Source organism: Pseudomonas hunanensis, from assembly GCF_013393325.1.
Taxonomy (GTDB): Bacteria; Pseudomonadota; Gammaproteobacteria; order Pseudomonadales; family Pseudomonadaceae; genus Aquipseudomonas; species Aquipseudomonas putida_P.
Genome location: NZ_QJRC01000073.1, coordinates 115,292 through 127,876 on the forward strand (window position 1 = coordinate 115,292; position 12,585 = coordinate 127,876).

General features: G+C 61.5%; 12 protein-coding genes. 3 read left to right on the plus strand and 9 right to left on the minus strand.

Translation table 11 applies throughout. The features are described 5' to 3' along the window. Positions 1–94 precede the first annotated feature (94 nt). From DM807_RS06825 to puuE, 6 genes are all read right to left on the minus strand, one after another. Positions 95–880 (minus strand): outer membrane protein OmpK, encoded by a 786-nt coding sequence (locus DM807_RS06825; RefSeq protein ID WP_041166761.1) that lies wholly within the window; start codon positions 878–880, stop codon positions 95–97. A gap of 140 nt (positions 881–1,020) precedes the next feature. Beyond that, the gene (locus tag DM807_RS06830) at positions 1,021–2,376 is read right to left on the minus strand and encodes a nucleobase:cation symporter-2 family protein (RefSeq protein ID WP_012273436.1); all 1,356 of its coding nucleotides are present in this window, start codon (positions 2,374–2,376) and stop codon (positions 1,021–1,023) included. Between the two features lie 158 nt (positions 2,377–2,534). Next, the gene (locus DM807_RS06835) at positions 2,535–3,863 is read right to left on the minus strand and encodes a urate hydroxylase PuuD (protein WP_179027191.1); all 1,329 of its coding nucleotides are present in this window, start codon (positions 3,861–3,863) and stop codon (positions 2,535–2,537) included. 44 nt (positions 3,864–3,907) lie between these two features. Then, positions 3,908–4,411: an ureidoglycolate lyase gene (locus tag DM807_RS06840; RefSeq protein ID WP_003254333.1), complete on the minus strand. Its 504-nt coding sequence runs from the start codon at positions 4,409–4,411 to the stop codon at positions 3,908–3,910. Between the two features lie 49 nt (positions 4,412–4,460). Then, positions 4,461–4,976 carry a 2-oxo-4-hydroxy-4-carboxy-5-ureidoimidazoline decarboxylase gene (gene uraD / locus DM807_RS06845; protein ID WP_069942275.1) on the minus strand — a complete coding sequence of 172 codons (516 nt, stop codon included), beginning with the start codon at positions 4,974–4,976 and terminating at the stop codon, positions 4,461–4,463. Then, positions 4,976–5,902 (minus strand): allantoinase PuuE, encoded by a 927-nt coding sequence (puuE, locus tag DM807_RS06850; RefSeq protein WP_069942276.1) that lies wholly within the window; start codon positions 5,900–5,902, stop codon positions 4,976–4,978. The genes uraD and puuE overlap by 1 nt, the downstream gene beginning before the upstream one ends. Positions 5,903–6,301: 399 nt before the next feature. On the opposite strand from puuE, the gene uraH reads away from it, so the two are divergent. Further along, positions 6,302–6,655: a hydroxyisourate hydrolase gene (uraH, locus tag DM807_RS06855; RefSeq protein ID WP_003259496.1), complete on the plus strand. Its 354-nt coding sequence runs from the start codon at positions 6,302–6,304 to the stop codon at positions 6,653–6,655. A 451-nt stretch (positions 6,656–7,106) separates the two neighbouring features. Here uraH and DM807_RS06860 read toward each other — a convergent pair whose 3' ends face one another. Continuing rightward, complete coding sequence (locus DM807_RS06860) at positions 7,107–8,456, minus strand: NCS2 family permease (protein ID WP_012273432.1); 1,350 nt, start codon at positions 8,454–8,456, stop codon at positions 7,107–7,109. A 284-nt stretch (positions 8,457–8,740) separates the two neighbouring features. Here DM807_RS06860 and DM807_RS06865 point away from each other — a divergent pair, with 284 nt between their 5' ends. Both DM807_RS06865 and aqpZ read left to right on the plus strand, forming a co-directional pair. Further along, on the plus strand, positions 8,741–9,496 hold the full coding sequence (locus DM807_RS06865; RefSeq protein ID WP_012273431.1) for a GntR family transcriptional regulator: 756 nt from the start codon (positions 8,741–8,743) through the stop codon (positions 9,494–9,496). Positions 9,497–9,647: 151 nt separating this feature from the next. After that, on the plus strand, positions 9,648–10,346 hold the full coding sequence (gene aqpZ / locus DM807_RS06870) for an aquaporin Z (protein WP_012273430.1): 699 nt from the start codon (positions 9,648–9,650) through the stop codon (positions 10,344–10,346). On the opposite strand, the gene guaD is transcribed toward aqpZ, so the two are convergent. Together guaD and xdhC are read right to left on the minus strand one after the other, a co-directional pair. Beyond that, positions 10,343–11,647, minus strand: a complete 1,305-nt coding sequence (guaD, locus tag DM807_RS06875) for a guanine deaminase (protein WP_179027192.1) — start codon at positions 11,645–11,647, stop codon at positions 10,343–10,345. The genes aqpZ and guaD overlap by 4 nt on opposite strands. A gap of 10 nt (positions 11,648–11,657) precedes the next feature. Beyond that, positions 11,658–12,503, minus strand: a complete 846-nt coding sequence (gene xdhC, locus DM807_RS06880) for a xanthine dehydrogenase accessory protein XdhC (protein ID WP_012273428.1) — start codon at positions 12,501–12,503, stop codon at positions 11,658–11,660. Positions 12,504–12,585: the final 82 nt, after the last annotated feature.

A 12,585-nucleotide genomic window follows, 5' to 3' on the forward strand; every position in this document is an offset into this window, starting at 1 on the left:
TCGAGGGGGCGCGCAGATTACTGGCTTGCGCGCCGGGCCTCAAGTGCTCCGTCCTGGAGCGGGGTGGTTCAAACTTGTGCGTTTGGTCAGCTTCTTAGAAGTGTACCTTGATCAGCGCACTGGCGACGCTCTGATTGCTGTCCAGGTTGCCACGGCTGTCGATGCCGTACTTGTCCTTCCAGTAGCTGTATTCAAAGCCGACGTAGAGCTGTTTGGCGCCCAGGTTCAGTGCCTTGCCCAGGTCATATTTGACCTGTGGGTTGAAGTGCAGGTTGGCGTGGTAGGTGCCACGGCGGGTTTGGTCATTGTCGGTGACCCAATCCATGTAACCGTCGATCAGAATGTCGGAGCGGCCCACCGGGATGGTGTACGACCAGCCGGGGGTGATCTGCCAGACATTGTCACCGGGGCGGCTGCCTTCGGTGTTGCGCACGTAGAAGTTGAGGGTGAAATAGTTGAAGCCGGGGATGTCCAGGTCGAAGCCGGGGCCGATCAGGTAGGCTTCGTTGTCGCCCTCGCCGCGCTCGTAGGTCATGGCCAGGAGCACGTCCTTGATCGGGCCGAAGGCAAGCTTGCGGTCGAGGATCTTGCCGAACGACAGGCGCGGGCTGAACTCGCCATAGTAGGTGGTCACGCCTTTGCTGGGGTCGGCTTTGCCGTTGTAGAAAATCTTGTCGACGAACATGAAGGTGTCGCCGTACTTCCATTTGTTGGCGTGCTCGAAAGTGATGGTCTGCTGGATATCAGGGTTGACCTTGAAGTCCTTGCCGTACAGGTAGGTCAGGCTTTCGCCGTGCCACTGCAGCCATTCGCCTGCATGTGAGGGTAGGGTGGCCAGCAGGCTGCTGCCCAACAACAGGGACGTGGTGATGCGCTTCATGTTGTGATTTCCGGACTTATTGTTTTTGTTGGCGGTTTTTTTGGCGCGCAGGCGCCCCGGGCGACCCATTCCGGCGGGTCGACGGCGTAGCGGTTACTGCAGATGTGAATGAGGGGCGGCAATGCGCCGCCCCTTCTGGCTCAATGCTGGTGACAGGCGTCGTTGTGCACCGCGCGGTCGGCACCACCGAGGATGTTGAACAGGACGTTCAACACCAGGGCACTGACCGTGGCCATGGCGATACCACTGTGGGTGATGGGTTCCATCCACTGTGGCATCTGGGCGAAGAACTCCGGACGCACCACGGGGATCAACCCGAAGCCGACGCTCACGGCAACCAGCAGCTGGTTGCGGCGGTCGCCGATGTCCGCCTCCTGAAGAATCTTGATCCCGGTGGCGGTGACCATGCCGAACATGGCGATGGACGCGCCGCCCAGTACCGCAGGTGGGATCGAGGCAATCAGGAAGGCTGCCTTGGGCAGCAGGCTGAGCAGGATCAACAGGGCACCGGCCACGATGGTGACAAAGCGGCAGCGCACCCCGGTCATTTGCACCAGGCCGATGTTCTGGGCGAACGAGGAGTGGGTGAAGGTGTTGAAGAAACCGGCGATGAACGACGCACCGGCATCGCACAGCAGGCCGCGACGCAGCATGCCGGGGGTCACTTCGCGATCGGTCACCTTGCCCAGGGCCAGGAACATGCCGGTGGACTCGACGAAGATGATCACCACCACCAGGCACATGGACAGGATGGGTGCCAGGCTGAATGTCGGCATGCCGAAGTGCAGGGGGGTGACCACCTGCAACCACGGCGCGTCCTTCAGGCCAGACAGGTCGACCATGCCGATGGAACCGGCCAGGATGTAGCCAAGGCCCATGCCCACCAGTACCGACACGTTGACCCAGAAGCCGCGCATGAAGCGGTTGATCAGCAGGATCACAGCCAATACCAGGCCGGCCACCAACAGGTAGATCGGCGAGCCAAAGGTTTCGGCTTCATGGCCGCCACCCGCCCAATTGACTGCCACGGGGAACAGCGACAGGCCAATCGAGGTGATCACCGTACCGGTGACCAGCGGCGGGAAGAAGCGTACGACCTTGGACATGAACGGGGCGATCAGCATGCCGAAGAACCCGGCGGCGATGGTCGCACCGAAGATCCCCTGCAGGCCTACGCCGGGCATGCCGGCCATGGCCACCATGCTGCCGACGGCCGCGAAACTGGCACCCATCATCACCGGCATGCGGATGCCCACCGGGCCGATACCGAACGACTGGATGATGGTAGCGACGCCAGCGACCAGCAGGTCGGCGTTGATCAGGAAAGCGACTTCTTCACGGGACAACCCAGCGGCCTGGCCGATGATCAACGGCACGGCGATCGCGCCACCGTACATCAGCAGAACGTGTTGCAGGCCAACCAGGATCAGTTGGAACAGGGGCAAGGGTTCGCGCGGCGGCGCAATGGGGATATACGCCTTGCGTGACTCGGACATGCAGCACCTCGAGTTTTGTTTTTATTCTCGGATCCAAGCGGCAAGCTCCAAGCGGCAAGCTTCAAGTAAAAGCTTGGTGATCCGCGTTGGAGCCTGACGCTCGATGCTTGCTTGTTACCTACGACTTACAGCTTGAGGCTTGAAGCTTGCGGCTTCGGTCAGTTGACCTGGGCACCTTTGGCGATCCAGTCGCCGACGAGCTTGCGCTCTTCGGTGGTCATCTGGGTGATGTTGCCCAGCGGCATGATCTGGCTGGCGACCGCTTGCGCCTGAATGCGCGCGGCCTGGGCCTGGATCTGCTGCGGGGTGTCGAACATCACGCCGGCAGGGGCGGCACTGAACAGTGGGCTGGTCGGTTTGGACGAATGGCACACGGTGCAGCGTTCCTGGATGACATTGTGGATCTTGTCGAAGTCGCCACCACCGGCCTGGGCTGCCGCCTGGGCAGGGGCCTCGGCGGGTGCGGCCGGCGCTTGGGCAGCCTTGGCGGCGTCCTCGGCGCGCTGCTCGGCAGCGGTCTTGCCACCGACGGCGGTCGCGGGCAGCGGTTGGTACTCGACCTTCGCTGCGGCTTGCTCTGGGCTTACGGCCATCGGTTTCGGGCCGGTGACGTAGGCCAGGCAGATCATTGCCAGGGCGCCGACGGGCAGGGTCCAGGCGTACTTGTTGCTGTCGTGACGGGTGTTGAAGTAGTGGCGGATCAGAACCGCGGCTACTGCGATACCGGCCAGGATCAGCCAGTTGTACTGGCTACCGTAGGTGCTCGGGAAATGGTTGCTGATCATGATGAACAGCACCGGCAGGGTGAAGTAGTTGTTGTGACGCGAGCGCAGCAGGCCCTTGGCCGGCAGTACCGGGTCGGGCGTCTGGTTGTTCTCGATCGCCGCCACCAGCTGGCGCTGGGCCGGCATGATGATGCGGAACACGTTACCAACCATGATGGTGCCGATGATCGCGCCGGTGTGCAGGTACGCGCCACGGCCGCTGAACACCAGGCTGAAGCCCCAGCAGGCGGCGATGATCAGCACGAACAGCACACCACCGAGCAGCGCAGGCTTCTTGCCCAGGGGCGAGTCGCACAGGAAGTCGTAGATGAACCAGCCAGCGATCAACGAGCCGATACCGATGGCCACGCCTTCGGCACCGCTCAGGGTGCTGCCAGGGGCCAGCAGGTACAGGGCCGGGTTCCAGTAGAACACCACGCACAGCAGGGCGATACCGGACATCCAGGTGAAGTAGGCTTCCCATTTGAACCAGTGCAGGTTCTCGGGCATTTTCGGGGGTGCGAGTTTGTATTTCTCCAGGTGGTAGATACCACCGCCGTGAATCGCCCAGAGATCACCCGACAACCCATCGCGCGGGTTGCTTCGGTTCAGGTGGTTCTCCAGCCAGACGAAGTAGAACGATGCACCGATCCAGGCGACACCGGTGATCATGTGAACCCAGCGAATGCTCAGGTTCAGCCATTCGTGAAGGTGTGCTTCCACAGTATGTACCTCTGCCAGTCACCGAGAAGATGACTGACCTTTTCTTATTGGTGGGGATTGAGGATCAGCATCTGTTCCTCGGTGAAGTAATGCTCATCGCAGTTGTTGCCAGAACCACTGCGATCAACCACCAGGAAATCATCCCGCTTTTCGATCGTAAGCACCGGGTGGTGCCAAACGCCGCGATGGTAATTAACGCCCTGCCTGCCATTACTGCGGAAGGCCCGGACCAAGCCTGATACAGGTGCATCGCCAACCGGCGCGACCACGATCAGAAAGGGGTTGCCGAGCAGCGGGATGAAAGCCTGGCTGCCCAGCGGATGGCGTTCCAGCATGCGCACGGTCAGCGGCATGTCCTGCGCGTCGGCGCGGAAGATGCTGATGATCGCCTTGTCTTCAGGCTCGGCGGTTTCGACCGTGGCGAGCTTGTGAAAGCGCATGGTCGAGCCGTTGTTGATCATGAAGTGGTCGCTGCCGTCGGTTTCGATCACGTCTCCGAATTGGGCGAAGGCTTCTTTGGTCAGGGGCTCGATCATCAGGGTGCGCATGCGGTTATCTCTTCTATTGTTCGTTTTCTGAATAAGGTTCGGCTGTTGCTTACAGCTGCAGCAGGCGGAACAGGGCGATCAGGTTGATCTGCGCCAGGGCTTCCTTGAATTCGGCATCGGCATCGTTGTGGATGCGTTTTTCAAAGGCGGCGAGGATCTGGTGCCGATTGCTGCCCTTTACCGCCATGATGAACGGGAACTGGAACTTGGCCTTGTAGGCGTCGTTCAGCTCGGTGAAACGGGCGAATTCTTCGGCGGTGCACTGGTGAATACCGGCGCCGGCCTGTTCGTTGGTGCTCGATTCGGTCAGTTCGCCCTGGATGGCGGCCTTGCCGGCGAGGTCCGGGTGAGCGTTGATCAGTGCCAGCTGGTCGGCGTGGTTGGCGCTGAGCAGGATGTCGCTCATGCGCTGGTGCAGCGCCTCGATCTCGTCCAGTTCGCCCAGTTGGCCCAGGTCATAGGCTTTTTCGGCCACCCACGGCGAGTGCTCGTAGATGTCGGCGAAGGCTGCGACGAAGGCGTCACGGCTCAGGGCGGATGGCTTGAGAGTGTTGAAGGCGGTCATCAGGCGTTCTCTTTCTTGTACGGGTGGGTGGTGTGCCAGTGGCGGGCGATATCCACGCGACGGGCGAACCAGACCTGGTCATGGCTTTTTGCGTAATCGACGAAGCGCTTCAGTGCAGCCAGGCGCGCCGGGCGGCCGACCAGGCGGCAATGCAGGCCGATGGACAGCATTTTTGGTGCTTCGGCGCCTTCGGCGTACAGCACATCGAAGGCGTCTTTGAGGTACTGGAAGAACTGCTCGCCGCAGTTGAAACCCTGCACCTGGGTGAAGCGCATGTCGTTGGTGTCCAGGGTGTAAGGGATCACCAGGTGCGGCTTGCCGGTAGGGGTGTTCGGCTCCCAGTAGGGCAGGTCGTCGTCGTAGGTGTCGCTGTCATAGAGGAAGCCACCTTCTTCCATCACCAGGCGGCGGGTGTTGGGGCCGGTGCGGCCGGTGTACCAGCCCACTGGGCGCTCGCCGGTGAGTTCGGTGAGGATGCGGATGGCTTCGAGCATGTGCTCGCGCTCCTGGGCCTCGTCCATGTTCTGGTAATCGATCCAGCGGTAGCCGTGGCTGCAGATTTCGTGGCCGGCTTCGGCCATGGCGCGGATAACGTCAGGGTGGCGCTGGGCGGCCATGGCCACGGCGAAGATGGTCAGCGGCACACCGCTTTCCTTGAACAGCTTCAGCAGGCGCCACACGCCGGCACGGCTGCCGTACTCGTACAGCGATTCCATGCTCATGTTGCGCTGGCCCTGCAGTGGCTGGGCAGCGACCATCTCGGACAGGAAGGCTTCGGACTCTTTGTCACCGTGCAGGATGTTGCGTTCGCCGCCTTCCTCGTAGTTGAGGACGAAAGACAGCGCGATGCGAGCGTTGCCCGGCCATTGCGGGTGAGGAGGGTTGTTGCCGTAACCGATCAGGTCGCGAGGGTAGTCAGCGCTCACTGCAGTCTTCCTTCTTGTGCGTTAGTGCAGGGGGTGGGCGGGCCGCGTCGGTATGTCGCACCACCGGATGGGCTGATTGTATACAACTTCTGAAATCTTTTGTAAGCCTGTTTTTCCGCATTTCTTCCCTTTTGTCGCCCTGCAGCGACCTGGAAATACAGTGCAAGAAACCTGCCTGATTGGTCAGCTAATGACGTTGACGTCGTTACGTCGCTTGTATTTGCGACCGATGGGTCGTTTATGGGCGCCGGACGAACGGTGTGACAGAAGGGTTTAAAAAATTGTGTACAATTTTGCGATGGAATGTCTTAATGGCGTCATTCCCGCCTGCCGCAGGCGCTATGCTGGTGCGAAGGCTGAGTATTTTTTGCCCACAGATTGAACAAGAGGCGACACGCAATGGGACGTTTGACCACACACGTACTGGATGCCGCGCATGGCTGCCCGGGCAGCTCGATCAAGGTCGAGCTGTACCGCGTCGAAGGCCAGCAACTGGAGCTGGTGAATACCGCCCTGACCAACAGCGATGGCCGCGTCGACGCGCCACTGCTGCAGGGTGACGACTACCGCACTGGCGTTTACCAGTTGCAGTTCAGCGCTGGCGATTACTACCGCGCCCGCGGCGTGCAACTGCCGGCCCAGGCGTTTCTGGATGTTGTCGTGCTGCGCTTTGGTATCGACGAGCAGCAGGAGCACTACCACGTGCCACTGCTGATCTCGCCGTACAGCTATTCGACCTATCGTGGAAGCTAGTTGGTCGCTAGAAGAATCTTCGTAGGTCCTTTGGCCCGCTCTCACACTGGCGGGCTTTTTTTCGTCTGCTGTTTTTGTGCCTGGCGTGGGATGTGGGTGCCTGGGGGATCGAGCGCCGCCCGCGCGGCGCATCGCGAGCTGCGCTCGCTCCTACGTTTGTTTCGGGCCAATAATTCCTGTGGGATTTGCGCGCGAACGCCTTGGCGCATGGCGCGATATCGCGTCGTACAAACAAGGCGGTCGCGCGCGTCTGTCACAGGCGTAACTGGCCCGAAACAAACGTAGGAGCGAGCGTAGCTCGCGATGCGCCGCGCGGGCGGCGCTCGATCTATGCACCACCTCAAAACTCAAGGCAGACACCTGGTGGCCTAGACCCTACCGCTCGGCGAGCACATTTGCGGCTAAACCAGAAAAGGGCGCCGAAGCGCCCTTTTGGTCGGCGTATAAGGGTTCAGAGGAACACGAACTTGGCAATGAAGATCGCGCACAGCACCCACAGGCTGGCGGAAATTTCCTTGTATTTGCCAGTGCCCGCCTTCAATGCCACATAGCTGATGAAGCCCAGGGCAATACCGTCGGCGACCGAGAAGGTCAGCGGCATCATGATCACCGTGACGATCGCCGGAATGCTGTCTGTGGCTTCATCCCAATGGATATGCGCCATGCTGCCCATCATCAACATCGCCACATAAATAAGTGCACCCGCCGTCGCATAGGCCGGAATCATCCCAGCCAGCGGGGCGAAGAACATCGCGGCGATGAACAGCAGGCCCACTACTACCGCAGTAAGGCCGGTACGCCCGCCCGCAGCTACACCTGCGGCACTTTCCACATAGCTGGTGACTGGCGGTACACCTACCACCGCACCGAACACGCTCGATGCACTGTCAGCCTTCAACGCCTTCGACAGGTTCTCGATACGCCCGTCCGGTGCCACCAGGTTGGCACGCTGCGCCACGCCCATCAGCGTGCCGGCGGTGTCGAACATGTGCACGAACAGAAACGCCAGCACCACGCTGATCATGCTGACGTTGAACACGCCAGCCACGTCCATGGCCATCCAGGTCGGTGCCAGGCTTGGTGGCATCGACATCACCCCGCCAAACTTCACCAGGCCCAAGCCCCAGCCTGCGAGGGTGACGCCAATGATGCTGATCAGGATCGCACCGAACACCCGCTTGTAGCTGAGGATGGCGATCAGCAGGAAGCACACGGCCGCCAGCAGCGGCCCTGGCTCATGCAGCGAGCCCAGCTTGATCAGCGTGGCGGGGCTGTCGACGATGATGCCTGCCGTCTTCAGGCCGATCAGCCCGAGGAACAATCCGACGCCAGCCCCCATGGCATGGCGCAGGCTGACCGGAATGCTGTTGAGCAGCCATTCGCGCACTTTCGACAAGGTCAGGAACATGAACAGCACACCCGAGATGAATACCGCCCCGAGCGCTGTTTCCCAGTTGTAACCCATGGTGCCGACCACCGTGTAGGTGAAGAAGGCGTTAAGCCCCATGCCAGGGGCCAGGCCTACTGGCCAGTTGGCGTACAGGCCCATCAGCAGGCAGCCCAGCGCGGCGGCGATGCAGGTGGCGACGAAGGCGGCACCATGGTCGATGCCAGCGTCGGCCATGATGTTGGGGTTGACGAAGATGATGTAGGCCATGGTGATGAAGGTGGTCACCCCGGCGATCATTTCGGTTTTGACGGTGCTGCCGTGTTGCTTGAGTTTGAAAATCCGCTCCAGCCAGCTCGTTTCGAGCGGTGGGGCGAGATCCAGCGTAGGGGCTTCGGATTTGCGGCTTTCCACAGCGAGTACTCCTCAAGTCTTTCTTGTTGTAGTTGGGGCCAGTTTCCTGAGCGATGCACTTGGCGGCCCCACGAGGGAAGGCAGACGTCCGACCGGTTTGTTGACTCATGGGTCAAGAAGTTGCTCGGTGGATTATGCTTTTGTGTACAAAGAATGCAAATAATGTTTTATGTTTTGTGTGCGCAATGCGTCGTACAACGGCTATATAGGTGAAACGCCCCCTGCGGAATCGCCTCAGCCTGTGTACAATGGCGCCATACTTTCTCTTCGTGCCTCGAGAGCCCATGAACGAACAGCTGCAACCTCTGAAAAAACCTGCACGTGTCGGCAAGGCCGGCCGCAGCGGTACCCAGGACGACATCGTCTACGCGCATATTTTCGAGGCGATCCTCGAGCAGCGTCTGGCCCCGGGCACCAAGTTGAGCGAGGAAGCGCTGGGCGAAATCTTTGGCGTCAGCCGCACCATCATCCGTCGTGCCTTGTCGCGTCTGGCCCATGAAAGCGTGGTGCTGCTGCGGCCGAACCGCGGCGCGGTGGTGGCCAGCCCGACCGTGGAAGAGGCACGTCAGGTGTTCTTCTCGCGGCGCATGGTCGAACGCGCCATTACCGAGTTGGCCGTGCAGCACGCCACCCTCGACCAGCTCAACGAGCTGCGGCAGATGGTGCGTGAAGAGCGCGACAGCTTCTCGCGCGGTGATCGCGGCGCCGGCATTCGCCTTTCCGGCGAGTTCCACCTCAAGCTGGCCGAAGCGGCGGGCAATGCACCGCTGGTGAGTTTCCAGCGCAGCCTGGTATCGCAGACCTCGCTGATCATTGCCCAGTACGAAAGCGGCAACCGCTCGCACTGCTCGTATGACGAGCACATGCAACTGATCGATGCCATCGAGGCACGTGATGCCGAGCAGGCAGTGAGCCTGATGATGCACCACATGGACCACATCGACAGCAAGCTGAACCTGGATGAGGAGAGTGCCTCGGACGATCTGCATGCGGTGTTCTCGCATTTGCTGAAAAAGCCCAAGGTTTCCGCCAAGGGTTGATCGTTTGCCAGGGTGATTGAGGGGGCCTGCAAAGCAGCCCCCGGCCATAACTGGCCATCAGCCAAAGGTCTGCTAAATTCTTGTGAGCAAACCTTCATCAAGCAGTTGGGCTTGCGCATTCGTTGCGTTCAACTTCTTGAGGAATGGATTCATGAGCATGTCCCTCGGTAAACGCATGGGTGCCGAACTGATCGGTACCTTCTGGCTGGTGCTTGGTGGCTGCGGCAGTGCGGTACTCGCAGCCAGTTCCCCTGTCGGCATTGGCGTACTCGGTGTTGCCTTCGCCTTCGGCCTCACCGTGCTGACCATGGCCTTCGCCATCGGCCATATCTCTGGCTGTCACCTTAATCCTGCTGTGTCCTTCGGGCTGGTGGTGGGCGGGCGTTTTCCTGCCAAAGAGCTGCTGCCCTACGTGATTGCGCAAGTGATCGGCGCCATCCTGGCGGCAGGAGTGATCTACCTCATCGCCAGCGGCAAGGCCGGTTTCGAATTGTCCTCGGGGCTGGCGTCCAACGGCTATGCCGACCATTCGCCCGGCGGCTACACGCTGGGGGCAGGCTTTGTCAGTGAAGTGGTGATGACGGCGATGTTCCTGGTGGTGATCATGGGCGCGACCGATTCCCGCGCACCAGCAGGCTTTGCGCCCATCGCCATCGGTCTGGCCCTGACCCTGATTCACCTGATCTCCATCCCGGTGACCAATACCTCGGTCAACCCCGCGCGCAGCACGGGGCCGGCATTGTTCGTTGGCGGTTGGGCCTTGCAGCAGCTGTGGCTGTTCTGGGTGGCGCCGCTGATCGGTGCTGCAATCGGCGGCGCGCTGTACCGGGGCCTGGCGAAAGAACCTTAGCGCTGGTGCACGCAACGCCCGGCGGCGTAGGTTTCGCGCACTGTGCGGTCATCGCCCAGGGTGGTGAGCACGAACAAGGTCTCTTCAATGCTGTTGGACTGCTGAATGCGGTAGTCCAGCAGCGGCGTGGCCTTGTAGTCCAGCACCACGAAGTCGGCATCATTACCCGGGCGCAGGCTGCCGATGCGGTCATCCAGGCGCAGCGCGCGGGCGCCGCCGAGGGTGGCCAGGTACAGTGACTTGTACGGGTGCAGGCGCGCGCCTTGCAGCTGCATCACCTTGTACGCTTCGTTCAGGGTGTTGAGCAGCGAGAAGCTGGTGCCGGCGCCCACATCGGTACCCAGGCCCACGTTGACCTTGAAGCGCTCGGCCTGGGGCAGGTTGAACAGACCGCTGCCCAGGAACAGGTTGGAAGTAGGGCAGAAGGCCACTGCCGAGCCGGTTTCAGCCAGGCGCTGGCATTCGTCGTCGCACAGGTGCACGCCGTGGGCGAACACCGAGCGCTCGCCCAGCAGTTCGAAGTGGTCGTATACGTCCAGGTAGCCCTTCTGCTCGGGGAACAGTGACTTGACCCAGTCGATTTCCTTGAGGTTTTCCGACAGGTGCGTGTGCATGTACACGCCTGGGTGTTCCTTGAGCAATTGGCCCGCCAGGGTCAGCTGCTGCGGCGTGCTGGTCGGGGCGAAGCGCGGGGTTACCGCATAGTGCAGGCGGCCCTTGCCATGCCAGCGCTCGATCAGCGCCTTGCTTTCGGCGTAACCGGATTCTGCGGTGTCAGTCAGGTAATCCGGGGCGTTGCGGTCCATCATCACCTTGCCGGCGATCAGGCGCAGGTCCAGGCGCTCGGCCTCTTCGAACAACGCATTGACCGATTCCGGGTGCACGCTGCCGAATACCAGCGCGGTGGTGGTGCCGTTGCGCAGCAGTTCCTTGAGGAAGATCTTCGCCACCTGGTCGGCATGGCCTTTGTCGGCGAACTGCTTTTCGCAGGGGAAGGTGAAAGTGTTCAGCCAGTCCAGCAACTGCTCGCCATAGGAGCCGATCATGCCGGTCTGCGGGAAATGGATGTGGGTGTCGATGAAGCCCGGGGTGATCAGCGCATCCTGGTAGTGCTCGACGGGGATGTCGGCATCCAGGGTCGGCAGCAGCTCGCTGGCGTGACCAATGGCGCTGATGCGGCCGTCGTCGACCACCAGCAGGCCGTCTTCGAAGTATTCATGGGAAGCCTCCAGGCCCACCTCGGCCGGGTCGGCGATGCTGTGCAGGATGGCGGCACGGTAGGCTTTGCGGGTAAAGGTCATAACACACTCGTCAATTGGCTTGGCTGCGCCGGGAGGGCGGCAGCAACTGGGCAATGGGGCCGGCATTGGCGGCAGCGTCGTGCTGGCCGAAGCAGGCGTTGTAGGTGGCGATGATTTCGCCGGCGATGGACACGGCGATTTCGATGGGCAGCTTGCCCTTTACCTCTGGCAGGCCCATCGGGCAGCGCATGCGCGCCATCACGGCGTCGTCGTAGCCGCGCTCGCGCAGGCGGTGCTCGAATTTGACTCGTTTGGTCTTCGAGCCGATCAGGCCGAACCAGGTGAAGTCGTTGCGCTTGAGAATGGCGGCGGTCAGTTCCAGGTCGAGTTGGTGGTTGTGGGTCATGACGATGCAGTAGCTGCCTGGCGGCAGGTCCGCGACTTCGTCGACCGGCTCCTCACAGACCACCTTGGTCACCCCGCTTGGGATGTGCTCGGGGAATTCCTGTTCGCGCGAGTCGATCCAGCGCACCCGGCAGGGCAGCGCGGCGAGCAAGGGTACCAGAGCCCGGCCGACATGGCCCGCGCCGAACACGGCGATCTGCGCCTGCACGGCGGCCATCGGTTCGAACAGCAGCACGGTGACGCCGCCGCAGCACTGGCCCAGGCTGGCACCGAGGCTGAAGCGCTCCAGGTGTGGGGTGGTGCGCTGCTCTTCGAGCATTTGCCGGGCGATGTGCAGGGCCTTGTATTCCAGGTGGCCGCCGCCGATGGTGTCGAACAGGCCAGTGGCACTGACGACCATCTTGGAACCGGCGTTGCGCGGGGTTGAGCCGCGCTCCTCGATGATGGTCACCAGCACGCAGGCTTCGCCACGGGACTGGTGGTCGGCGAGGGCGTTGATCCATTGGTGCATGATGCAACCTCTCTAAGACGTCGACACGGCCCCTTTGTAGGAGCGGCCTTGTGTCGCGAAAGGGCTGCGAAGCGGCCCCAAA

Coding starts and splice junctions, on each gene's coding strand:
- aqpZ (WP_012273430.1), top strand. CDS start 9,648: ATGAGCATGTCCCTCGGTAAACGCATGGGTGCCGAACTGATCGGTACC.
- uraH (WP_003259496.1), top strand. CDS start 6,302: ATGGGACGTTTGACCACACACGTACTGGATGCCGCGCATGGCTGCCCG.
- DM807_RS06840 (WP_003254333.1), bottom strand. CDS start 4,411: ATGCGCACCCTGATGATCGAGCCCCTGACCAAAGAAGCCTTCGCCCAA.
- DM807_RS06825 (WP_041166761.1), bottom strand. CDS start 880: ATGAAGCGCATCACCACGTCCCTGTTGTTGGGCAGCAGCCTGCTGGCC.
- DM807_RS06865 (WP_012273431.1), top strand. CDS start 8,741: ATGAACGAACAGCTGCAACCTCTGAAAAAACCTGCACGTGTCGGCAAG.
- guaD (WP_179027192.1), bottom strand. CDS start 11,647: ATGACCTTTACCCGCAAAGCCTACCGTGCCGCCATCCTGCACAGCATC.
- xdhC (WP_012273428.1), bottom strand. CDS start 12,503: ATGCACCAATGGATCAACGCCCTCGCCGACCACCAGTCCCGTGGCGAA.
- uraD (WP_069942275.1), bottom strand. CDS start 4,976: ATGACCGCCTTCAACACTCTCAAGCCATCCGCCCTGAGCCGTGACGCC.
- DM807_RS06830 (WP_012273436.1), bottom strand. CDS start 2,376: ATGTCCGAGTCACGCAAGGCGTATATCCCCATTGCGCCGCCGCGCGAA.